The 22,998-nt window shown below is 75.3% G+C and carries 17 protein-coding genes; 10 read left to right on the top strand and 7 right to left on the bottom strand.

Features of this window, described 5'->3' with window-relative positions:
- The first annotated feature begins 64 nt into the window (after window positions 1-64).
- Window positions 65-955 carry a transposase gene (locus tag HWY08_RS21165; RefSeq protein WP_176069060.1) on the top strand — a complete coding sequence of 297 codons (891 nt, stop codon included), beginning with the start codon at window positions 65-67 and terminating at the stop codon, window positions 953-955.
- A 331-nt stretch (window positions 956-1,286) separates the two neighbouring features.
- On the opposite strand, the gene HWY08_RS21160 is transcribed toward HWY08_RS21165, so the two are convergent.
- Window positions 1,287-2,927 (bottom strand): AMP-binding protein, encoded by a 1,641-nt coding sequence (locus HWY08_RS21160; protein WP_176069007.1) that lies wholly within the window; start codon window positions 2,925-2,927, stop codon window positions 1,287-1,289.
- Between the two features lie 129 nt (window positions 2,928-3,056).
- On the opposite strand from HWY08_RS21160, the gene hflX reads away from it, so the two are divergent.
- The 3 genes from hflX to HWY08_RS21145 all read left to right on the top strand — a co-directional run bounded on the left by hflX (window position 3,057) and on the right by HWY08_RS21145 (window position 6,565).
- Window positions 3,057-4,742, top strand: a complete 1,686-nt coding sequence (hflX, locus tag HWY08_RS21155; RefSeq protein WP_176069005.1) for a GTPase HflX — start codon at window positions 3,057-3,059, stop codon at window positions 4,740-4,742.
- A gap of 53 nt (window positions 4,743-4,795) precedes the next feature.
- On the top strand, window positions 4,796-5,776 hold the full coding sequence (locus HWY08_RS21150) for a hypothetical protein (protein WP_176069002.1): 981 nt from the start codon (window positions 4,796-4,798) through the stop codon (window positions 5,774-5,776).
- An 81-nt stretch (window positions 5,777-5,857) separates the two neighbouring features.
- Window positions 5,858-6,565: a hypothetical protein gene (locus HWY08_RS21145; protein ID WP_176069001.1), complete on the top strand. Its 708-nt coding sequence runs from the start codon at window positions 5,858-5,860 to the stop codon at window positions 6,563-6,565.
- Here HWY08_RS21145 and HWY08_RS21140 read toward each other — a convergent pair.
- Complete coding sequence (locus HWY08_RS21140) at window positions 6,562-7,011, bottom strand: CoA-binding protein (protein ID WP_176068999.1); 450 nt, start codon at window positions 7,009-7,011, stop codon at window positions 6,562-6,564. The two genes, HWY08_RS21145 and HWY08_RS21140, sit on opposite strands and share 4 nt — an antisense overlap.
- Before the next feature lie 187 nt (window positions 7,012-7,198).
- Between HWY08_RS21140 and HWY08_RS21135 the strand changes: the two genes are divergently transcribed.
- Window positions 7,199-7,522 (top strand): hypothetical protein, encoded by a 324-nt coding sequence (locus HWY08_RS21135; protein ID WP_176068997.1) that lies wholly within the window; start codon window positions 7,199-7,201, stop codon window positions 7,520-7,522.
- Window positions 7,523-7,528: 6 nt separating this feature from the next.
- On the opposite strand, the gene HWY08_RS21130 is transcribed toward HWY08_RS21135, so the two are convergent.
- A complete protein-coding gene (locus tag HWY08_RS21130; RefSeq protein ID WP_176068995.1) occupies window positions 7,529-8,887 on the bottom strand; it encodes a hypothetical protein in 1,359 nt (452 codons plus the stop codon).
- 151 nt (window positions 8,888-9,038) lie between these two features.
- Between HWY08_RS21130 and HWY08_RS21125 the strand changes: the two genes are divergently transcribed.
- The 4 genes from HWY08_RS21125 (at window position 9,039) to HWY08_RS21110 (ending at window position 12,956) form a co-directional block, all read left to right on the top strand.
- On the top strand, window positions 9,039-9,317 hold the full coding sequence (locus HWY08_RS21125; protein WP_176068993.1) for an FmdB family zinc ribbon protein: 279 nt from the start codon (window positions 9,039-9,041) through the stop codon (window positions 9,315-9,317).
- A gap of 28 nt (window positions 9,318-9,345) precedes the next feature.
- Entirely contained in the window at window positions 9,346-10,269 is a 924-nt protein-coding gene (locus HWY08_RS21120; protein ID WP_176068991.1) for an RluA family pseudouridine synthase, read from the top strand.
- Window positions 10,270-10,348: 79 nt separating this feature from the next.
- Window positions 10,349-12,433, top strand: a complete 2,085-nt coding sequence (locus HWY08_RS21115; RefSeq protein WP_176068989.1) for an OPT family oligopeptide transporter — start codon at window positions 10,349-10,351, stop codon at window positions 12,431-12,433.
- 73 nt (window positions 12,434-12,506) lie between these two features.
- Window positions 12,507-12,956, top strand: coding sequence for a hypothetical protein (locus HWY08_RS21110; RefSeq protein ID WP_176068987.1), 450 nt, complete (start codon window positions 12,507-12,509; stop codon window positions 12,954-12,956).
- 6 nt (window positions 12,957-12,962) lie between these two features.
- Here HWY08_RS21110 and HWY08_RS21105 read toward each other — a convergent pair whose 3' ends face one another.
- The 4 genes from HWY08_RS21105 to ppk1 form a co-directional block, all read right to left on the bottom strand.
- The gene (locus HWY08_RS21105) at window positions 12,963-15,641 is read right to left on the bottom strand and encodes a M1 family metallopeptidase (protein ID WP_176068985.1); all 2,679 of its coding nucleotides are present in this window, start codon (window positions 15,639-15,641) and stop codon (window positions 12,963-12,965) included.
- An 86-nt stretch (window positions 15,642-15,727) separates the two neighbouring features.
- Window positions 15,728-17,104 (bottom strand): TolC family protein, encoded by a 1,377-nt coding sequence (locus HWY08_RS21100; RefSeq protein ID WP_176068983.1) that lies wholly within the window; start codon window positions 17,102-17,104, stop codon window positions 15,728-15,730.
- Between the two features lie 139 nt (window positions 17,105-17,243).
- Complete coding sequence (locus HWY08_RS21095; protein ID WP_176068981.1) at window positions 17,244-18,548, bottom strand: inositol-3-phosphate synthase; 1,305 nt, start codon at window positions 18,546-18,548, stop codon at window positions 17,244-17,246.
- A gap of 122 nt (window positions 18,549-18,670) precedes the next feature.
- The gene (ppk1, locus tag HWY08_RS21090; RefSeq protein WP_176068979.1) at window positions 18,671-20,899 is read right to left on the bottom strand and encodes a polyphosphate kinase 1; all 2,229 of its coding nucleotides are present in this window, start codon (window positions 20,897-20,899) and stop codon (window positions 18,671-18,673) included.
- A 213-nt stretch (window positions 20,900-21,112) separates the two neighbouring features.
- Between ppk1 and HWY08_RS21085 the strand changes: the two genes are divergently transcribed.
- A complete protein-coding gene (locus tag HWY08_RS21085) occupies window positions 21,113-22,612 on the top strand; it encodes a Ppx/GppA phosphatase family protein (protein WP_176068976.1) in 1,500 nt (499 codons plus the stop codon).
- The last annotated feature ends 386 nt before the right edge of the window (window positions 22,613-22,998 follow it).

Raw genomic sequence — 22,998 nt, 5'->3', positions numbered from 1 at the left:
CGAAATGAGGCTCAAGAAAACTCGTGGTTTGACATCGGCGCGGCGGTTGCTCTCCGACCGAGCCATGACCGCGCCCCGCCAGGTTCTGCCCGGGACCACGTATCTCATCACGCGTCGCTGCGCGCAGCGTCAGTTCCTGCTCCGTCCGTCCAAGATCACCAACGCCATCTTCCTTTACGTGCTCGCCGTCGCAGCCGGCCGGTTCGGCATGAACATCCACGCGTACTGCGTGCTGTCCAACCACTTCCATTTGATCCTCACGGATCCCGGCGCGCGGCTCCCCGCCTTCGAGCAGTACCTCGACTCCCTCGTCGCGCGCGCCATCAACGCCTCCCTCGGCCGGTGGGAGGCGTTCTGGGCTCCGTCGAGCTACAGCGCCGTCGCCCTTGGTTCGCCCGCCGACGTCGTCGACAAGACCGCCTACGTGTTGGCGAACCCGGTCGCGGCCGGCCTGGTCCGCCGCGGCCGGGATTGGCCGGGGCTCTGGTCTGCGCCCGAGCTCGTCGGCGGTCAGCCACTCACCGTGCGGCGACCGCAGACCTTCTTCCGCGAGAACGGGAGCATGCCGGAGAGCGTGGAGTTGACGCTCACCGCGCCGCCCGGATTCGATTCCCCCGCCGACTTTCGCGAGCGGGTCGCCGCGGCTCTCGGCCGGGCGGAAGCCGCCGCTGGAGCCTGCGAGAGCTCAGGCGTGCGCGTGGTCGGAGCCGAGCGCGTGCTCGCACAAGAGGTCCGGAGGCGGGCCGTGCAACGTGAGCCGCGGCGGACGCTCAACCCCCGCGTCGCTGCGCGGGATAGGTGGAAACGCATCGAGGCCCTCCAGCGACTCCGCGGTTTCCTCGAGCGGTACCGCGCAGCCTGGCGGGCGAGGCGCGCCGGAGACTTCGCCGCCCTGTTCCCACCCGGCACCTATCTGTTGCGGGTCGCGCACGGCGCGCCGTGCGCGGCGACTTAGGCCCGAGCTGTTCGCGCGGTCCGCCTCATTCTTGGAGAGCGCGGCCGTCCCGCGCCGCTGCAGCTTGGTGCCTCGGAGGTCCCTCGTTGCCTCCAGCTGACCACGCCGGCGCGCCTCTCCACCCCCCGGAGACCGACGGTCAGTGCCCCACCGCGTGTGCCTGGAGCGTTCCCTCGACGCCTGCGCCGCAGGATGAGTCGGAATGCCGCCGGCAGAGGCGTTCTTCCGGTGCCAACTACTCTGGGTGCGGCGGCGAACCAACCGAAACACGGAGCCAGAGCCGGGGAGCTAGAGCCGGTCTTTCCCCTGCAAAACTACTCTGGGTCGGGAGCTAGGCGGTCTTGACCTTCGCGGCGGCTTCGAGGCCGAGCTCGGCGATCGCCTGCTCCCTCATCTTGAACTTCTGCACCTTCCCCGTGACCGTCATCGGGAACGTGTCCACGAACTTCCAGTAGCGCGGGATCTTGTAGGTCGCGATCTTGCCCTTGCAGAAGGCGCGCAGCTCCTCGGCGGTCGCGGTCGCGCCGGGGCGGAGCTTCACCCAGGCCATGAGCTCCTCGCCGTACTTGATGTCCGGCACGCCGATCACCTGCACGTCGGCCACCTCCGCCTTCGTGTACAGGTACTCCTCCACCTCGCGCGGGTAGACGTTCTCGCCGCCGCGCAGGACCATGTCCTTGATGCGGCCGACGATGTTCACGTACCCCTCCTCGTCGAGGGTGGCGAGGTCGCCGGTGTGCATCCAGCGCCCGGCGTCGATGGCCTGCCGGGTGGAGTGCGGGTCCTCCCAGTAGCCGAGCATCACCGAGTAGCCGCGGGTGCACAGCTCGCCGGTCACCCCGCGCGGCACCACGCGCCCGGTGCTGGGGTCCACGATCTTCACCTCGACGTGCGGGTGGACGCGCCCCACCGTGGAGACGCGCTTCTCGAGCGGGTCGTCCACCGCGCTCTGGGCCGACACCGGCGACGTCTCGGTCATCCCGTAGCAGATGGTGACCTCGGGCATGTGCATCGCGCTCTGCACCTTCTTCATGACCTCCACCGGGCAGGGCGAGCCCGCCATGATGCCGGTGCGCAGGGTCCTGAAGTCGGTCTTCGCGAAGTCGGGGTGCTCGAGCTCCGCGATGAACATGGTGGGCACGCCGTAGAGCGCGGTGCAGCGCTCCTGCTCCACGGTCCGCAGCACCGTCCCGGGGTCGAAGCTCTCGCCCGGGTAGACCATGCACCCGCCGTGCGTGGTGATGGCCAGGTTGGCGAGCACCATCCCGAAGCAGTGGTAGAGCGGCACCGGGATGCACACCCGGTCCTGCTCGCTGTAGCGCAGCGCCTCCCCGATGAAGAAGCCGTTGTTGAGGATGTTGTGGTGGCTGAGCGTCGCGCCCTTGGGGAAGCCGGTGGTGCCGCTCGTGTACTGGATGTTGATGGCGTCGTCCGGGTCGAGCGTGCGCTCGCGCTCGGCCAGCGCGCCCGCGCCGGCGCGGCGCCCCTCCTCCAGGAGCTCCCGCCACTCCTCGTCGATGACGAGCGTCTCGCGGTGGAGCGGGCAGCGCTGCACCGCCTCGCGCACCATCTCCACGTAGTTCGCCTGCCGGAACCCCTTCGCGGTGATGAGGAAGCTCGTGCCCGACTGCTTCAGCACGTGCTCGAGCTCGTGCAGCCGGTAGGCGGGGTTCACGTTGACGAGGATGGCGCCCACCCGCGCGCTCGCGTACTGGACGAGCACCCACTCGTACCGGTTCGGCGACCAGATCCCGACCCGATCGCCCTTCTTCACCCCGCGCGCGATGAGCCCCTGCGCCACCAGGCTCACCTGCTCCCAGAACTGGCGGTAGGTGGCGCGGTACCCCTGGAACGGGGCGACGACCGCCTCGCGATCCGGGAACCGCTGAACCGTCCGGCGCAGGTTCTGGCCGATGGTCTCGCCGAGCAGCGGGGTGGCGCTGACGCCGTGGACGTAGGACGGGTTCGACACGCGGATCCCTCCGAAAAAGGAAAGCGGCGAGGGTACGCCGGGCCGGCCCCTCCTGGGAAGGCGCGGCGCGTCGGCGCCGCCCCGGGCGTGGCCGCCGGGCGGCCCGTCCGTTATGCTCGCCGTCCGCGAATGCAAGAAGTCTCCGGCAACACCCTCGGCCTCAAGCCCTCCCAGCTCCACGCCCTCCGCCGCACGTACCGCCGCCGCGTCAGCGCGGAGGACGTGGTCTCGCCGGAGCTCGCCCGCCACCTCGCCGAGGTGTCGCTCGAGACCGGCCGGCAGATCGGCGTCCTCCTCGACCGCAAGGGCGACGTCCAGGCGGTCATCGTGGGTGACGCCCGCAAGCTCGAGCTCCCCGACGTCGGCCGCGCCCGCGCCGGCTCACACCGCCTGCGCGGCCTGCGGCTCGTGCACACGCACCTGCACGGCGAGCCGCTCACGCGCGACGACCACACCGACCTGGCGCTGCTCCGGCTCGACCTCGTCGCCGCCATCGAGGTGCTGGCGGGCGGGCTGCCCGGGAAGATCCACTACGCTCACCTCCTCCCCGAGAACGCCGCCGGCGCGATGTGGAAGGACGAGGTGGCGCCGTCGGTGCACGAGCTCGCCTGGGACGCCGCCTCGGCGCCGCTCGCGCTCGAGGACGAGTTCGCCCGCGCCTCCGCGCTCCGCAGGACCGGCGGGCGCGAGCGGGCGCTCCTGGTCGGCTTCGGCGACGGCAAGAAGCGCGGCCGCGCCGACGCCGAGGCCTCGCTCGAGGAGCTGCGCGAGCTGGCCCGCACGGCCGGGGTGGCGGTGGTCGACGCGACGCTGCAGATGCGCCGCGAGATCGACCCGCGCACGCTCATCGGCAAGGGGAAGCTGGAGGACATCCTGCTCCGCTCCATGCAGCTCATGGCGGACGTGATCGTCTTCGACTGGAACCTCTCGCCGTCGCAGGCGCGCGGCATCGCCGACGCGACCAGCCTCAAGATCCTCGACCGCACCCAGCTCATCCTCGACATCTTCGCGCAGCGGGCGCAGTCGGCCGACGGCAAGCTGCAGGTGGAGCTGGCGCAGCTCGAGTACCTCTACCCGCGGCTCGTCGGCCGCGACGACTCGCTCTCGCGGCTCGCCGGCGGCATCGGGGGACGGGGCCCGGGCGAGACGAAGCTCGAGATCGACCGCCGCCGGGTGCGCGACCGCATCACCGCGCTCGAGCGGCGCATCGACGCCCTCTCCGCCAACCGCCACGTGCGCCGCAAGCAGCGCAACGAGCGCGGGCTGCCCGTCATCTCCATCGTCGGCTACACCAACGCCGGCAAGTCGACCCTGCTCAACGCGCTCACGAACTCGAGCGTGGTGGCCGAGGACGTGCTCTTCGCGACCCTCGACCCCACCAGCCGGCGCCTGCGCTTCCCCGACGAGCGGGAGGTCATCATCACCGACACCGTCGGGTTCATCCGCGACCTGCCGGAGGACCTCGTGAACGCCTTCCGCGCCACGCTGGAGGAGCTCGGCGACGCCGACCTGCTCCTGCACGTCGTCGACGCGGCCGATCCGCACCTGGAGGCCCAGGTGACGGCGGTGGAGTCGATCCTGCGCGACCTCGAGCTCGACGCGAAGCCGCGGCTCCTCGTCTTCAACAAGGCCGACAAGCTGCCCCCCGGCCAGGCCGCCGCGCTGGCGCACCAGGCGGGCGGGGTGGCGGTCTCGGCCGCCCGTCGCGAGGGCTTCGACGCGCTGCTCGAGCGGTGCGACCGGATGTTGTGGGCGGACGGCAAGGCGCTGCCCGCCACCGCCGCCTGGGCGGCCGCGCCGGTCCGCCGCGGCTGAAGCCCGCCAGCCCGCTTTCACGCCGTCCCGGGATGACATACCTTCGCCGCCGCATGCCGCTCCGCCCGCCGCCGCTCGCGCTCGCCGCCGCCCTCGCCGCCTGCCTCGCCTGCTCCCGCGGCGGCGACCGCGCCAGCCGCGCGCAGGCGCTCGCCGAGTCTGAAGCCAGCCGGCCGCAGGCGTTCGACCCCGGCCAGCCGCTCGAGGCGCTCCGCCTCTCGGCCGGGGACGCCGCGGCGCGGGCGGGCTCCTTCGCCTGGGAGGCGCAGGTGAGCTGGACCGTGGCGAGGCCGGGCGCGGCGCCGGTGCACCTCGTCGAGCGGCACCGGGTGCGCCAGCTCGCGACCGGCGAGTTCGACGTCTCGGCCGACCTCGACCCGGGCGCCGGCCCGGGCTCCGAGACCGGCAAGCAGCTCGTCTACGCCGGCGGGATGACCTACGCGCGGGGCCGCTGGGCGCCCTTCCGCGAGCGGCCGACCGACCGCGGCCGCGACGCGCGCCGCTTCCGCGACGAGAGCTTCCGGCTGGCGGCCGACCTCGCCGACCTGTACGGCGCGGCGCTCGTGGCCCATCCCTCGGGCGAGGTGACCTTCCTCGGGCGGCGCGCGCGGCGGTACGTGCTCTCGCTCTCCGGCGCCGCGCCCGCCAGGGCTGGCCCGCCGCCGGCGGCGCTCCCGGACGGCAAGTACGACCCCGGCACCCGCAAGCGGCTCGACTTCCTCGAGGGCCGGGTCCCGGCGGCGCTCTCGGGCGAGCTGCTCCTCGACGCCGCCAGCGGCCTGCCGCTCTCGGTCTCGCTGCGCGGCGCCTTCTCCCAGCAGTCCGATCCTCAGCTCCGGGCCGAGGTCGACCTGGCGGCGACCGTGCGCTCGCTCGGCGGCGACGTCCCCCCCGTCGCGCCGCCGCGGGGGGCCCTCGGCGACGAGCGCAAGCCGAAGGGCGTGGCACGGGCGCTCGAGGCGGCCGGGCTGCGCCAGCGCGACGGAGGCGCCGCGGCCGAGGAGGAGCAGGACGAGGCCCCACCGGACGAGTGAGCGCCCGCCGCTGCACGCTCTCTCTCGCCCCCCTGCTCCGCGCTCCCTCAGTCCCTAACTTCGGGTGAGGGGGCAACGACCATGAACAGACTGACCTGGGGGATCGCCCTGGCGCTGGCCGCCGGGTGCGCGACGAGCGGCGGCGGTCACGGCGGCGCGACCGTCTCGGACGCCGACTTCGGCCGGCTGCAGGTGGGCCAGATGGGACCCGTGGATCAGGCGCGGCAATTCCTCGCCAGCGCGCACGACGAGCAAGCGCGCGCGAAGCTGCGCCTGCAGGAGGGCCAGGGCGAGGCGCAGATGGCGAAAGCGGACGCGCAGACCGCGAAGGCCGCCGCCGAGCGCGCGGACGCGCAGTCGAAGATGGCGAACAACAGCCGCGAGCCGAGCCAGCTCGAGCTGGCGCGGAGCCTCAAGGAGCAGGCCGACGTCCAGCAGCGCGCCGCCAAGGCGCACGCCGACTACGCCGACAAGGCGTCGGCCGCCCGCAAGCAAGCGGTCGCCGCCGCCGACAAGCAGGTGGCGCTCGGCGAGGCGAAGGTCGAGCTCGCGAAGCTCCAGGCGCTGCAGCAGGCCGGCATCCCCGCCGCGACGAAGTACGACCTGACCAAGTTCCAGCAGCGGGTCGGCGAGGCGCAGAAGGACTTCGACGCCGCGCTGCAGAAGACGCGCGACGAGGAGGCGCAGGCCACCGCCTCCCAGCAGACGTGGGAGGACGCGCGCCGGCAGGCGCAGGCCCAGGCCGTCCCGCTGGGGGCGCCGCAGACCGGCACCGGCACGGGTCGCTAGCGCTGACCGGCCCCGTACCGCTGCCAGTCCACCATGAGGCAGCGGTCCTGCACGACGAGGAGCCCCGCCTCGGCCAGGGTGCGGGCCGCCTCGTCGTGCCGGATCCCGAGCTGGAACCAGACCGCCCGCGGCCGCAGCGCGAGGAGGTCGGGGAGGTGCTGCGGGATGTCGGCCGGGCGCCGGAAGACGTCCACGATATCGACCGGCGGTGGGAGGTCGGCGAGCCGCCGGTGGACCGGCCGGCCCAGGATCTCCTTCACCTCGGGGTAATAGACCGGCACGGGGATCACCTCGACCCCGGCCCGGGCGAGGTGCTCGGCGACGTAGAAGGCGGGCTGCCCCGCCTGCGCCTCGGTCTTGATGCCGAGCACGGCGACGCGCCGCGACGAGCGGATGAGCTCCGCCACCCGCTCCTCCTCCACGACCAGGTTTTGCCGGTAGTCCAAGGTGCCCCCTCCGCGGCAACGCGCGCCGCGGCACCGGGATAACGAGGGGTTCCGCGGCGCGCCAGGCCAGCGCCGGGCCTCCCGAGCGCCCGCCTGCCCGCTGCAGCCGAATTCTGGACGGTGCGGCGGAGCCGCCTACCATGGAGCCGTCTCGAGGGCGGCGCGAGCCGCGGCGAAAGGTGTGCACATGTCAGGCACGAGGCGGACCCGGACGGCGGTGGTGACGGAGCAGGCGGGGCAGTCCGCCCTGCGCCGCGGAGCCGCGCCCGAGCTCGACGCGACCGAGGAGCGCGCCCTGCGCATGCGCCTCGGCGCCTCGCTCCCGCTCTCCGCCCGGCTGGAGCGCATCGCGGTCGCCACCGACGCCGAGATCGAGCTGCTCGCCTACGAGATCGAGGGCTTCCTGAAGCTGAAGGCGCGCCGCGCCTCCGCCGCCGCCCCGGCGCGCACCGCCACCCCGACCGCCTCCCGCACGAAGGAGAAGATCGTGCGGGCGCTGCGGCGGAAGTAGGCCGGCTCACTCCAGCCGCTTCACCAGCGCCTCGCCTCCCAGCCGCGGCTTCGGCTCCTCCTCGGCCCAGGCCCCGCCCGCCGCCAGCCAGCCGCCGAGGACGTCGGCCGCGCGCGGGTTCTTCCACCAGTCCTCGTCGCACCGCTCGACGAGCCCGCGCCGCAGCACCTCGGCGCGCGCGGCCCCGGCCAGCTGGGCGGCGAGCCGGTCCGAGTCGCCGTCCCGCGCGGCGAGCCCGCCCGGCCAGCTCGCGAGCGCCGCCCGCGAGAGCGCCTCCCGGTGCGCCTCGCGCCAGGCCGCCCCCGAGAGCCCGCGCTCGACCTCGGTCGCGACGCGCAGCGCGGCCGCGGCGGCCCGCAGCCGGAACAGCTCCCGGAGCGCCAGCGCCCGGGCGACGTCGGGCGCCTGGCGCCGCTCGACGTCGAGGCGCGCGGCGAGGAAGCCGCGGTCGAGGAGCAGGCCCGAGAGCAGCGCGCCGAACGTGAAGGGTGCCGCCGGGTGGAGCCGGTGCGGCGGGACGGCGGCCGAGGCGAGCGCCTGCCCCACCGCGCCGAACAGCCCGAGCCAGTCGGCGGCCCCTCCCTGGCGCCGCAGCGAGACGCGCGGCCCGAGCGCGTGCGCCCCCGGCCACTGCGCCGGGCGGTCCCCGTCGTCCACCCGCACCCGCCCGAGCGGGAGCCGCAGCGGCTCGGCGGTCCGCCCCAGGGCGAGCGCCAGCAGGCCGCGCGGGAAGAGCGCCTCGTAGCGGCGGGCGGCCAGGACGAACAGGAGGTCCGCCCGCCCGAGGTCGCCCGCCGGCGCCGGGGCGAGGTCCGCCTCGTGCCGGGCCGCCCAGGCGAGCACCTCCCGGTAGCCGTCGTCGGTGGCGGAGAGGAGCGCGTCCGCCTCCACCACCCGCTCCCAGTCCGGGACGAGGCCCGCCTCGCCGCGCGCCCGGGCGCGCTCCTCGACGGCCGCCTCCCGCGCCGGCTGGGCCGCGGCGTCCAGCGCGGCGCGCCCGAAGGCGAGCCGCCGCTCCCGGTCGCGCTCCCGGGTCTGGGCGAGCTGCGCCGCGCCGAGCGGCAGCGGCCCGTCCGGCCCCTGCCCCGCCGCTGCCGCCTCCCCCTCGCGCCACGCCTCCTCGCGCTCCGCCTGGACCCGCTCGACGCGGAGCGCCGCCACCCGCGCCCCGAGCTCCGGCTCGCCCGCCGCCGCCAGCGCCGCCGCGGTCTCGCGGTGCGCCGCGCGGCCGTGGGCCCGGAAGAGCCGGGCGAGCGCCGGGGCCGGCTCCAGGCCTGCCACGTGCCGGAACCGCTCCTCGGCGAGCGCCGAAGCGAGCGCGTCGAGCTCGCCCCGGATGACCTCCACCTCGACCACCGCGCCCATGCGCCACCTTTCCCTACCGAGACCTACCAGGAACAACGAGCCCCAACCCGGCGTTACAGCGAGCGATTTCCGGTGCTTCTGGCAGTCCGAGACCTCGACTGCTTGACAGGCGACCGGGGAAGTCTAAGTTCCCTTGCGGAGATTTCAGCCCATGCCTCTCTACGAATACGATTGTCCGAAGTGCGGTCGCTTCGAGGTCCTGCAGAAGATGTCGGACGCCCCGCTCACCCGCCACGACTGCGGCAAGCCGGTGAAGAAGGTGATGAGCGCGAGCGCGTTCTCCTTCAAGGGCTCGGGCTTCTACATCACGGACTACAAGAAGCAGTCGAGCTCCTCCTGCGAGACGTCGAAGCCCGAGAAGAAGAAGGCCGACGCGCCGAAGAGCGACGCGTGCGCCAGCTGCCCGGCGAAGTCGACCGCCGCCGCGTAGCACCCCCCTCCCCGAGCGATCCCCTCCGTTGCGCCGGCTCACCCTCCGCGTCGCCCCGGCCGACGCCGGGGCGCGCCTCGACCGCTTCATCGCCGAGCAGGGCGCCATCTCGCGCGGGCTCGCCCGCCGCGTGCTCGACGCCGGGGGCGTGTTCCTCGACGGCCACCGCTGCAAGGTGGCGAGCCGTACCGTGCGTCCCGGCCAGGCGGTGGTGGTGAACCTGGAGGAGTCGGGGCGCGCCGCGCCGGTGGTCGCGGCCCTCGACCGCGCCCGCCTCCTCTACGCCGACGAGCACCTGGTGGCGGTCGACAAGCCGCCCTTCGTCCCGGCCCAGCCCACGCTCACCACGGACCGGGGCGCGCTGCCCGAGCTGGTCGCGTCGCTGGTGGGGGCGCCGGTGACGGTGGTGCACCGCCTCGACCGCGAGACCTCCGGGGTGACCGTGCTCGCCCGCACCCGCGCCGCCGCGGCGGCGCTGTCGGAGGCGTTCCGCACCGGGCAGCCGGAGAAGACCTACCTCGCCCTGGCCGCGCGCGCGCCGGCGCCGCCCGACGGCCGCCTCGAGGCGCCGCTCGGCCCCGACCCGGCGCGCCCCGGCCGCCGCGCGGTGCTCGCCGCGGGCGAGCCGGCCGCCACCCGCTACCGGACGCTCCGCGCCGGGCCGAGCGGGGCCGCGCTGGTGGAGTGCCGCCCGGAGACCGGGCGCACCCACCAGATCCGGGTCCACCTCGCCCACCTGGGCGCGCCGCTCCTCGGCGACCCGCGCTACGGCGGCCCGCGCCGCGTGCTCGAGACGAGCGTCCCGCGCGTGCTCCTGCACGCCCGCCGCCTCCTCCTCCCCCACCCCGCCACCGGCGCCCCGCTGGCGTTCGAGGCGCCGCTGCCGGAGGACTTCCTGGCGGTGGTGCGCGCGCTCGTGCCGGGCGGCGGCGACCCGGCGGAAGCGCTCTAGTTCCGGGCCTTCCAAGGGATCGACGCGCCCCCGGAAACGTGGTTTTCTCGCCCGGTTTCCACCTCCGGGAGGGGTCTCCATGGCAGCGGGCGAGCAGGCGGTGCAGGCGGCGGCGACGGGCGCGAAGGCCTTCCGGCCCTACGTGGCGCCCGAGGCGCGGATGGCCGAGCTGACGGTGAAGGCGGTCCTCACCGGCGCGATCATGGGGATCCTCTTCGGCGCCGCCACCGTGTACCTGGCGCTCAAGGCCGGCCTCACCGTCTCGGCCTCGATCCCGGTGGCGGTGATCGCCATCTCGCTCGGCCGCAAGCTCCTCCGCACCACCATCCTCGAGAACAACATCATCCAGACCGCGGGCTCGGCGGGCGAGTCGATCGCGGCCGGGGTGGTCTTCACGCTCCCGGGGTTCCTGTTCCTCTCGGCCGATCCCGCCACCGGCGGCTCGGTGGGCGCCGGCTACTTCAGCTACTTCACCCTCTTCGCGCTGGCGCTGGTGGGCGGGCTCCTCGGCGTCCTCATGATGATCCCGCTCCGGCGCTCGCTCATCGTGAAGGAGCACGGGAACCTGCAGTACCCCGAGGGTACCGCCTGCGCCTCGGTCCTCATCGCCGGCGACCGGGGCGGCGAGTTCGCGCGCACCGCCTTCCAGGGCGTGGGGACCGCGCTCGTCTACGCCGTCCTGCAGAAGGTCTTCCACGTGGTGGCGGAGGCGCCGGCCTTCGTGACGCGCCAGGCGAACCGCTGGCTGCCGAACGCCACCGTGAACGGCGAGATCACGCCCGAGTACCTGGGCGTCGGCTACATCATCGGGCCGCGCATCGCCGGGGTGCTGGTGGCGGGCGGCGTGCTCGCCTGGCTCGGCCTCATCCCGCTGCTGGCGGTGCTGGTGCCAGGGGACGTGCTCGCCGCCCAGCTGCCCAAGGTCGGCTACCAGCCCTCCGCCTTCGGCTGGGACCCGGCCCTGCACACCTTCGCGAACCTGCCGCGCGCCGTCTACTACGCGTACATCCGCCAGATCGGCGCCGGGGCGGTGGCGGCGGGCGGCTTCATCACCCTCACCAAGACCTTCCCCACCATCTGGTCGTCCTTGCGGGACGGCATCCGCTCCATGGGCGACAAGACCGCCGCGGCGTCGGTCTCCCGCACCGAGCGCGACCTCTCGTTCGTCACCGTCATCCTGGGCAGCCTGGGCCTGGTGGTGCTGCTGGTCGCGCTGCCGCAGGTGCCCGGCCACTCGGTGCTGCAGAAGATCCTCATCGCCCTGCTCGTCATCGTCTTCGGCTTCATCTTCGTCACGGTCTCCTCGCGCATCGTCGGCATCATCGGCTCCTCCTCGAACCCCATCTCCGGGATGACCATCGCGACGCTCATGGCGACCGCCATGGTGTTCGTCTCGGTGGGCTGGACCGGCCGCGTCTTCGAGCCGCTGGCGCTGGTGGTGGGGGGCATGGTGTGCATCGCGGCCGCCAACGCCGGCGCGACCAGCCAGGACCTCAAGACCGGCTTCCTCGTCGGCGCCACCCCGCGCTCCCAGCAGATCGCGCTCTTCGTGGGCGCGGTCGCCTCGGCCATCGTCATCGGCGTCACGGTGAAGGTGCTCGACATGCCCACCGGCGAGCTGGCCCGGCAGGGCGTCGTGCACATGATCGGCACCGACAAGTTCCCGGCGCCCCAGGCGACGCTCATGGCGACGCTCATCAAGGGGCTGCTCTCGCTCAACCTCGACTGGCACTTCGTCCTGGTCGGCGCCTTCCTGGCGGTGACGATGGAGCTGTGCGGCGTGTCGTCCCTCAACTTCGCCGTCGGCGCCTACCTGCCGCTCTCCACCACCCTCCCCATCTTCGCGGGCGGCGCGGTGAAGGGGCTCGTCGACCGCATCGCGGCCGCGAAGGGCGAGCCGGCCCAGGAGGGCGAGCTCGGCGGCGGCAGCCTGTTCGCGACCGGGCTCGTCGCGGGCGGCGCCCTCACCGGCGTCATCGTGGCGCTCCTGCAGGTGAACGACGGCGTGGACGCGTTCATCCAGAAGACGCTCAACCTGCAGCCGCGGCTCGAGGCGATCCTCGGCGCCGACGGCTTCCAGCTGCTCGGCGTCGGCTTCTTCGCCGCCATGGCGCTCATGCTGTTCCGCGTCGCCCGCAAGCCCCAGGCGCCGTCGCCGGGGTAGCCCCGTCGGCGCCCGCCGCCTACATCCGCGTACCGTTTTCACGGTACAGCTCCGGATCTACACTGCGCGCCCTATGAAACGGCTCATCGCGCTCACCGCCCTCGTCCTCTCGCTCGCCCCGCTCGCCGCCCGCGCCCAGGCGAGCGTGAACATGAACATCCAGCTCGGGCTCCCCGTGGCGCCGCCGCTGGTGGTCGTCCAGCCCGGCGTGCAGGTGGTGGAGAACTACGACGAGGAGGTCTTCTACACCGGCGGCTGGTACTGGGTCCGCCGCGACGGCCGCTGGTGGCGCGCTCGCCAGCCGCGCGCCTCGTTCGTCTACGTCGAGCCGCGCCGCGTCCCGCCGACGCTGGTGCGCATCCCGCCCGGCCAGTACCGCCACTGGAACAAGGAGCAGGCGAAGGCCGAGCGGCGCGAGTGGAAGGAGCGCCGCAAGGAGGAACGCCGCGAGTGGAAGGAGGAGCGGCGCGAGCACGGCGAGGGCCACGGTCACGGGCACGGGCACGGTCACCACGACGACTAGCCGCCGTCACCGCGCCTCGAAGTAGGCGGCGGCGCTCGCCCCCTGCACCTCGCGCAGCGCGACGCACCCCTCGATCCGCTCCAGCGTCTCCGCGGCGGCCGCGCTCGCCGAGGGCAGCTTCGCCAGGCGCGACTCGAAGAAGCGGCGCGCCTCCTCGAGCCGCTTGCGGTCGCAGAGTGACGCGGCCACCCGCGGCAGCGCGGCGGCGGCGTCCGGCGGCAGCGCCACCGCCAGCTCGGCCCATCGGCTCTGGAGCACTTTCCAGGCGCCGTCGCGCGTCTCCGGGCCGGCCGCCTGGTCGCGCAGCAGCGCGAGCCGCTCGGGCGCCGGCAGGCGCGGCTCGGCCGCGAGCGCCAGCACCCGCTCGGCCAGCGCCGCGTCGCGGGCCGCCCCCACCGCCGCCAGCGCCTGTCGGCGCTCGTCGCCCCCGAGCCCGTCGAGGAGCCGCCGCACCAGCGCGTCGAAGGTGGCCACGTCGCCGTCCAGCACCGCCGCCTCCAGCGCCACCGGCGCGAGCTCCGGGCTCACCGCGTCGGCCCGGAAGCGGCCCTCGCCCGGCCGCGCGTAGACCGCCCCCCGGCCGGCGAGCGCGTGGACGGCCTCCGGATCGCGCGCGCCGGCGACGAGCACCCGGGCGAGGGCGGCGCGCAGCGCGCGCCGCTCCGGGTCCTCCCCGGCGGCCGGGGCGAGCCCCAGCGCGCGCAGCCGCGGCCGGTACAGCTCGGCCAGCGCCGCCCGGGCGCGCGGGCGGGCGGCGTCCGGCACCAGGTGGTCGGCGGCCTCCTGGAAGGCCTCCGCCGGCAGGAGCGCCACCGCCGGCGCGCCGTCGCGCGCCAGCGGCGCGAGCGCGTCGAGCGCCTCGCCGAAGGCGAGCCGGCCCGCCTCGGCGTCGGCGAGCACGGAGGCGCCGAGCGCCACGCGCTCCGGCGCGGCGAGGTGGGCGAAGCCCGCGTCGCGCAGCCGCGGCACGTCGGCCGCGCCCAGGGCGAAGGTGAGCCAGGAGCGGCCGCCCGCGTCGGGCATGATCCAGCGCGGGCACGCCGGGAGCGCCAGGGACCCGCGGCCCCGCTCCACCACCGTGCAGCGCTCGCCCAGCGCGCCGCCCGCCTCGAAGCGGGCGCAGACCGGGAGCGTGGAGGCGAGCGGGGCGGCGCGGCTGCCGATCGGCCGGTACCGCCCGGCGGTGAGCTCGACGCGCGCTCCGGCCGCGTCGCAGGCGCTGCGCGCCACGACCAGCGGCGCGCCCGGCTCGTCCAGCCCCGCGCGCAGCGCGGCGCCGACGTCGCGGCCGCCGGCGCGCGACAGCGCCGCCGCGAGCGCGTCGGTGGAGGCAGCCCCGCGCGCGTGCTCCGCCAGGTGCGCGGCGAGCCCCGCCCGGAAGCGCTCCTCGCCCAGGAGCCGCTCCAGCCCTCGCAGGACGGCGACCGCGTGCACCTCGCCCGCGGCGTCGAGCGCGGGCCAGCCGGCCGCGCCCGTCCTCGGCGGCGGCCGCAGCGGCCGCGCCACCGCCAGCGCCGAGCTCCGCAGGGCCTCCGCGACGGCGCGCGCCTCGTCGTCGGCCCTCCGCGCCTCGGGCCGCCAGCGCTCGAGCGCCACGCGCTCGAGGAGCGCGGCGAGGCCGCCCGGGAGCCAGGCGTCGTCCGGCGCGGCCGGCGCGACCAGCCCCTCGAACCACTGGCGCGCCAGCGCCCGCGCGAGGAGCGCGCCGGCCGGGAGCTCGCGCGCGACGGGTTCGCCGTCGCGCGGGGCCGCGAGGCGCGCGGCCGGGGCGAGGACGACCCCGGCCGCGGCGCCGACGGCGCCGTCCGCCGCCGGGACCGCCACCACGTCGAGCCGTGGGTACGGGAAGGGGGTCGCGAGCCACACCTCCAGGAGCGGCGCGAGCTGGCGCGCCGCCTCGAGCGCCGGGCCGAAGTCGCCGGCGGGCGCCCCGCGCGGGCGGAGCAGCCGGACCTGGAGCGCCCCCGCCCGCGGCCCACCTGCGGCCAGCGGGGGCGGCGCCTCCACCTCGAACGGCCCCACCGCGAGCGCGAGCAGGTGCGCCGGGATGGGCGGCGTCGGCGCGAAGCGGACGCGCTTCAGACCGCCTGCGAGCGGCTCCTCCGACGCCGCGGCGCCGGTCGAGAGGGCCACCGCGTCGGCGGGCACCGTGAGCGCCACCTCGAAGGGCGCCTGCAGCGCGGGGTCGTCGAAGCACGGGAAGGCGCGCCGCGCCTCGCCGGCGCCGAGCCGGGCGAAGGCGTAGGCGCGCCCGCCCTCCGCCGCGCGGGCGAGCCCCGGGCCGCCCTCGGCGAAGACGCCCTCGAAGCGGAGGTGGACGGTCGCCCGCCCGGCCGGGAGCGGGGTGGCCACCGCGAGCCGCGCCACCCCGCCGGCGCCAGCGTCCTGGAGGGTGGCGGGGCGGGCGAGGCCCCCCACCTCCACCGTCGCCTCGCGCACGGTGAGGTCGCGCGCGTGGAGCCAGAGCCGCGAGAGCGGCCGCGCCAGCTCGACGTCGATGGCCACCGCGCCCTCGAACCCCTCGCGATCGGGCAGCACCGTCAGCTCGAGCGCGTAGCGCAGGGGGCGGACGTCGGACGGGAGCGCCAGCTCCGGGGGCCTGTCCTCGCCGCCCGGCGGAGCCTGCACCGGCCGGGCACAGCCGAGGGCGAACGCCAGGGCGGCGGCGAGCGAGAGCGCGCGCATGTGCGCCGGCAGTGTAGCGTGGAGGGGGGCGCGGGCGCGCGAGAACCGGGCGCTCGTCACAACCGGCGCCTCACCCGGCTCCCAGACTACTTGACCGTCTTCGGGTCGGCGCCCACGGCCAGGGCCAGGTCGGCGTAGGCGAGCTGCGCGTCGCGGACGGCGGCGAGGCGCTCGGCGCCGGCGCGGGCGCTCGCCATCGCGGCGAGCAGGACCGCCTCCGCCCCGGCGCTGCCCGCGTCGAAGGAGGCCTCCGCCTGGGCGAGCCAGCGGCGGGCCGCGGCCTCCTGGTCGCGGAGGCGGGCGGCGCGCTCCTGGGCCGCGCGCAGCCCGGTGTGGGCGCGCGCGACCTCCATCCGCACGGCGCGCTCGGCCCCGGCCAGCTCCGCCTGGGCCCGGCTCACCTGCGCCTCCTCCTGGCGGAGCTGCGCCGAGGGGCGCCACAGGTCGATGGAGCCGCGCAGCGCGAGGCCCAGCCCGGCCCACAGCCGGTTGTACGGGTCCCAGGCGAAGGGGTTCGTCTGCGGGGTGGCCGAGCCCGTCCAGTTGAGGTCGAGGTTCCCCGTCACCACCAGCTCCGGGTAGAGCGCGCGCCGCCGCGCCAGGAGCGCGGCCTCGCGCGAGGCCACCAGGTCGCGCGCCGCGGCCACCTCGGGCCGGAGCGCCTGCGCCGCCGCCGCGTGGCGGGCGAGTGGCGCGAGGGTCGCCGGGGGGACCTCCAGCGGGGCCATGGCGATGGCGAAGGGCGCGTCCTCCGCCAGCCCCGCCACCGTGCGCCCCGCCTCGAGCGCCAGGTCGCGCGCGGCGCTCGCCTCGGCGCGCCGCGCCGCCAGCTCGGCGCGGAAGACGTCGAGCTGCGCCAGGTCCTGCCGCGAGACCTTCGCCGAGCCCTCTCCCAGGAGCCGTTCCACCCGCTCGCGCGCCCCGGCCAGCTGGCGGTCGGTCTCGTCGAGCGACGCCAGGCCGCGGCGGGCGACCTGGTAGCTCCAGAAGATGTCGGCCGCGTCGCGCGCCGCGCGCGCCCGCGCCGCCTCGCCGGTCGCGGCCCCGGCCGAGGCCGCCCGCGCCGCGGCCCGCGAGGACGCGGCCGCCCGGCCGAAGGTGAAGACGGGCCAGGTGAGGTTGGCGCCGAGGTGCCCGTGCACGCCCGGCGTCCCGAGATCTCCGGTGCGCAGGCGCGACGACGGGCTCACCGCGTCGAGGTGGTTGGGGTCGTTCCGCAGCTCGGGGATGGGGCCGTCGGCGGAGACGATCCAGTCGAGCACCGGCCGCTGGGCGGCGTTCGCCTCCGCCTCGGCGCCTCGCAGCCGCGCCAGCTCCGCCGCCTCCGCCAGCACGCGCGGGTCGGCGGCCTGCGCCGCTTGCGTCAGCGCCTCGAGGGTCCACGCCTTCGGCTCCGCGTCGGCCGCCGCCGGCGCCGTGGCGGGTGCGGTGAGCGCGATCGCGAGCGCGACGGCGAGGGACATCGGTGCAAGCACTACCGCGATCGGCGCCCGAAGACGAGCGTCACGACGGGAGCGCGGCGCGGGCGGGTCCGCACCTCGACCTACACCCGCGCCGGCGCGCTCGCCCGGGCCCTTGGGCCCGGGCGAGGCGCAGGGGGCCCTAGCCGACCTTGGCGCCGGCGGCCGAGGCGGCGATCGCCTCGGCGTAGCGGCGGAGCTGCTGGTGGACGTTCCGCTGCTGCCGGAAGAGGTCCATCACCGCCCTGCGGCCCGGCACGGTCACCGGGCTCTTGAAGAAGAAGGAGAGCCACTCCTGCGGGCCCTTCTCCCCGGCGCGGTGGGCGAGGTCGCCGAGCAGCGCCAGGTCGAGGACGAGCGGCGCCGCCAGGATGGAGTCGCGGCACTGGAAGTTGACCTTGATGGCCATCCCGTACCCGAGCCACCCCTTGATGTCGATCGCGTCCCACCCTTCCTTGTTGTCGCCGCGGGGCGGGTAGTAGTGGATCGTCACCTTGTGGTCGATGTCCTGGTACAGCTCCGGGTACTTCTCCGCGTCCAGGATGGCGTCGAGCACGCCGAGCTTCGAGACCTCCTTGGTCTTGAAGCTGTCCTTGTCGTCCAGCACCTCGCCGTCGCGGTTGCCGAGGATGTTGGTGGAGAACCAGCCCTCGAGCCCGAGCAGCCGCGCGTGCAGCATGGGGGCGAGGGTGGTCTTCATGAGCGTCTGCCCGGTCTTGAAGTCCTTGCCGCCGGTGGGCAGGCCCTCGCGCTCGGCCAGCTCGCGCAGCGCCGGGATGTCGGCCGAGAGGTTGGGCGCGCCGTTCAGGTAGGCGAGCCCGCACTTCAGCGCGGCGTAGGCGTAGATCATCGAGGGGGCGATGGTCGGGTCGCTCTTCTCGAGCGCCGCCTCGAAGGCCTTGAGCGACTGGTGGGCGGGGCCGACCTCGGCGTAGACCTCGGTCGAGCCGGTCCACACCATGACGCCGCGGGCGCAGCCGTTCTTCTGCAGGAAGCCGCGGATGTCCTCGCAGAGCGCCTCGGCCATCGCCTTCTTGGAGCCGGTCTTGACGTTCGGGCCGTCGAGGCGGCGCACCCAGCTCTTGTCGAAGACGGCCTTCATCGGCTTCACGGCCGAGAGCGGCTCCTCGAGCTGGTCGACGAGGTGGTGGTCGAGCACCTTGGCCCGGCGCGCCGCCTGGTAGACGTTGTCGGCGATCGGGTCCCAGCCGCCGAAGACCAGCTCGTCGAGCTGGGGCATCGGGACCACCTTCTGGATGGAGGGCCCGAAGCTTCCGTCCTCCTCGAGGAGGTAGCCGAGCTGCGTGAGCGAGCCGATGGGCTGCCCGAGCTTCCGCTTGACCGCCTCGACGCCGGCGATGGCGGTGGTGGCCACCGCGCCGAGCCCCGGCATGAGCACGGCCAGGCGATCCCCAGGGCGCTGGGGACGGATGCTGAGCTTCGACATTTCGAGTTCCTCGGATGGGAGTGGCGCGGGAGGCGCGGGAGGCGCCGCCTGGGGGACGAGTTACCCGCCCCCCTTTAGACCCTCGGCGGGGGGGCGTCAACCCGGCATGCGCCTTCCTCCCCCTACCCTGCACCACCAGGCAAGGGGCGCAGCTCCGCCGGCGGAGGCGCCGGGTCGCGCGCCGGCGAGCGCTCCAGGAGCTCCTGGCTCCGGAACGGGGCGCCGGCCGCCGGGCGCTCGTACACCGGCGAGCGGTCGCGCATCTCCGCGCGCAGCACCCGCCCCTTCACCGTGTCCGCCAGGCCCGCCTCGACGATCTGCAAGAGCCGCTGCCGCGCCTCGGGGTCGTCCACCGGCGCCATGACCTCGACGCGCGTGTGGAAGTTGCGCGGCATCCAGTCGGCGGAGGAGATGTAGTACCGGGCCCGCTTCCCCTCGCCGAAGATGAAGATCCGGCTGTGCTCCAGGTACCCGTCCACCACCTGGTGCACCCGGATCCGCTCGGAGATCCCGGGCACGCCCGGCCGCAGGCAGCAGATGCCGCGCACGAGCAGCTCCACCGTGACCCCGGCCTGGCTCGCGCGGTACAGCGCCTCGATGACCTCGCGGTCCACGAGCGAGTTCATCTTGGCGAGCACGCGCGCCGGCCGGCCGGCCGCCGCCTCCGCCACCTCCTCCTCGATGCGCCGGAGCACGCGCTCCTTGAGGCCGTGCGGCGCCACCGCCAGCCGCTTCCACGGCCACTGCGGCGTGATCCCGCGCGCCGCCAGCTCGCCGGTGGTGTTGGCGGTCAGCATGTTGAAGACCTGCGCCACCTCCTCCGCCAGCTCCGGGCGGGCGGTGAGCAGGGACACGTCGGTGTAGAGGCGGGCGGTGGTGGTGTTGTAGTTCCCGGTGCCGACGTGCACGTAGCGCCGCGGCACGCCGTTCTCGAGCCGCACCACCAGCGAGATCTTGCAGTGCGTCTTCTTCGCGTCGTAGCCGTAGACGACGCTCGCGCCGGCGTCCTTGAGCGCGTTCACCGCGTCGATGTTGACCGTCTCGTCGAGCCGGGCCTGGATCTCGAGGAAGACGGCCGCCTCGACCTCCTTGCCCCGCTCGGCGGCGCGCTGCAGCGCGCGCACGAACGCGCTCTCCTTGCCGGTGCGGTAGAGCACCTGCTTGATGACCTGGACCTGCGGGTCCTCGGCCGCGCTCTCGATGAAGCGGACCACCGGGTCGAACGCGTCGTACGGGTGGTGGAGGAGCCAGTCGCGCCGCGCGATGGCCTCGAAGATCGAGCCCTCCGCCAGCTCGGGCGGGACGTACCCGCCCTGCGACCGCGGGCGGCGCCGCTCCGGCTCCGGCACGGGCAGCTGCGGCATGTCCTGGAGCTGGAGCGGCCCCTCCACCTGGTAGATGTCGGGCGCGTCGAGGCGCAGCTCGCCCGCGAGCTCCGCCACCAGCTCGCGCGGCGTGTCCGCCTCCACCTCGAGCCGCACCGCCGCGCCGCGGTCGCGCCGGCGCACCCGGTCCGAGACGAGCGCGAGCAGCTCCCCGCCCTCCTCCTCGTCGAACTCGAGGTCCCAGTTGCGCGTCACCCGGAAGGCGAAGGTGCGGAGCTTGGCGCCGGTGAAGAAGAGCTCGCTCACGTGCTCGCGGACGAGGTCCTCCACCAGCACGAACGTGCGCCCGTCGCCGGTGGGGACGAGGCGCTGCAGCGCGCCGTGGATGCCCACCACCGCGAGCGTGCTGGCCCCGCCGCGGCGGCGGCGGCCGGCCGCCCGCGGGAGCTGCACCGCCAGCGCGATGGCCTTGTTCCGGAGCCGCGGGAAGGGGTGGCTGCGGTCCTTGGCGAGCGGGGTGAGGAGCGGCAGCACCCGCTCCTGGAACCAGCGCCCGGCGCCGGCGGCCTGCTCGGCGTTGAGGTCGGCCGGCCGGACGATCCGCACCTTGGCCCGCTCGAGCTGCGGCCGCAGCACCTCGCGCCAGAGCCGGTACTGGTCGTCGACCATGCGGTGGGCGCGGGCGCTCACGTACCGGAGCTGCTCGGCGGCGTCGAGGCCGTCCCACGAGCGCCGCGGCGCCTCGTCCTCCTCCTGCTCCGAGCGGAGCTGGGTCTTCAGGCCGGCCACCCGGACCATGAAGAACTCGTCCAGGTTGGAGGCGACGATGCCGAGGAACTTGAGCTGGTCCGCGAGCGGCAGCGAGGCGTCGGCGGCCTCGTCGAGGACGCGCTGGTTGAACTCGAGCCAGGAGAGCTCGCGGTTGATGTAGAGGTCGCCCGCCGGCGCCTGCCGCGGCGCGGCCGCCTCGGCGGCGGGAGGGATGGGCGCGTCGGAGCCGCTCGGGGTGGGCTGGGGGGTGGCCATGCGTCACCCTTTCCGGGCTACCGTCGATCGTAGCGCGCCCGGGGCGGAGGGGCTCGGCACCGGACGTGACGAACGGGTGACGGCAGGTGCTGGGCCGATTGCGCCCGCTATCGCCGGATGGACGGGCGCTCACCGCGCTGGCGCGTATACAATTTCCGGCGGTGACGCCCGAGCGCCCACCCGGGCTTGGGCCGGCCAGCGAGGAGGGGGCCTTTGCGGCGTTCCGGGCGCGCGCCCGTGCTGGGCGCGATCGACGTGGGCACCAACGCCGTGCGGCTGGAGCTGGCGCGCCCGCTCTCCGACGGCTCGCTCGAGACGCTCCACCAGGAGCGCGATCCGGTGCGGCCCGGCGAGGGGGTCTTCGCCACCGGCTCGATCCCGCGCCCGGTCGCGAACCGCCTCCTCTCCACCCTCCGGCGCTACGCGGCGCTGTGCCGGCGCGACGCGACGCGGGTGCGGGCGGTGGCGACGAGCGCCATCCGCGAGGCGCGCAACGGGGCCGAGATCGTGCGGCGCGCGCGCGAGGAGGCCGGCCTGGAGCTCGAGGTGGTCTCCGGGCAGGAGGAGGCGCGCCTCATCTGCCTGGGCGTCCTCCACGGCAAGCCGCCGGGCGCGCGTTCGCTCGTCCTGGACATCGGCGGCGGCTCCACCGAGGTGGCCACCGCCGTGGGCGAGGAGCCCACCGCCCTGCGCAGCGTCGCGCTCGGCGCGGTGCGGGTCACCGAGACCTTCGGGATCGCCGGCAAGACGACGCCGGCGCGGCTGGCGCTCGTCCGCAGCTACGCCGCCGAGGCCTTCCGCGAGGGCCTGCCCCAGCGCCTCGCCCACCCGGCCGTCGCGCTCGGCTCGAGCGGCACCATCAACGCGGTGGTGGGCTTCGCCGGCTCGAAGGGGCGGAGCGCGACCCGAAAGGAGATCGGGCGGGCGGTGGAGGCGCTGGCGGGGATGGGGGTCGAGGAGCGGCGGCGCCACTTCGAGCCGAGGCGCGCCGAGGTGATCGTGGCCGGCGCCGTCATCCTCGAGGCCGCCATGAAGCACCTCGGGCTCGAGGCGGTGACGAGCGTCGACACGGGGCTGCGCAACGGCATCCTGGTCGACCTCATGCGGCGCGGGGCGCGGCAGCCCGACGACCGGTCGGCGGCGGAGTCGGCGCTGGCGGTGGGGCGGCGCTTCGGCTTCGACGAGCGGCACGCGGTGCAGGTGGGCGCGCTGGCGGTGACGCTCTTCGAGGACCTGGCGACGCTGCACGGGCTCCCCGCCTCGGCGCGCCGGCTGCTCGAGGCGGCGGCGCTGCTCCACGACGTGGGCGTGGCCATCGCCTTCCACAAGCACCACAAGCACACCTACTACCTCGTCGCGAACTCGGACATGGCCGGGTTCTCCGACCGCGAGCGGGAGCTCGTCGCGACCGTGGCGCGCTACCACCGGCGCTCCCTGCCGGACCGCGCCCGCGCCGACCTGTCGCACCTCTCGTCGGCGGAGCTCACCACCGTGCGCAAGCTGGCGGCGCTGCTCCGGCTCGCGAACGCCCTCGACGCCTCGCACCAGCAGCCGGTCCGCGCGCTGTCGGTCGAGAGCCGCGGCCGCGCGGTGGCGCTCCGGCTGCGCCTCCGCGCACCGGCCGACCTGGAGCTGTGGGACGTCGCCCGCGAGGCGCAGCTCTTCCGCGAGGTGTTCCGGCGCCGCGTCGAGCTCACCGCCCGGCGCGGGTGAGCTGTGTGCGTGGGTCGCGTACGCCCTCGCCCCGGGGAGCGGGCGCACTCTCCCGTCCGATCCCTTTCGCCCCGCGTAGCGGGGCGAGGGCCGGGGCTCGTGCTTGCCCACAGGTCTCCGCCGCCCGTCCAAGCCAGCAGAGAGGTGCGTGGCCGTCTCGCGGCCGCCGCCTCGTCGAGGCAGGGCACCGTCCGGCGACCGGCGCCAGCGAGGCGTCATTCCCCGGCCGCGGCGCCGGCCGCAAGATCGGCTCACGATGCGGTACTGCGCCGTCCGAGCGTTCACGTCGAGCCAGCGGTCTCAGCGCCCGCGCCGCACGCCCCTAAAGTGCTTCCGCTGGCGGTAGTAGGTGGAGCGCTCCGGTCCGCGCCCTTCCGGAACTGCTC

Origin of the sequence: Anaeromyxobacter diazotrophicus, from assembly GCF_013340205.1 — a bacterium.
In the GTDB taxonomy this organism is placed as follows: domain Bacteria; phylum Myxococcota; class Myxococcia; order Myxococcales; family Anaeromyxobacteraceae; genus Anaeromyxobacter_A; species Anaeromyxobacter_A diazotrophicus.
The sequence above is the reverse complement of the archived record's forward strand: the minus strand, read 5'-3'. Positions and strand labels throughout refer to the sequence as shown.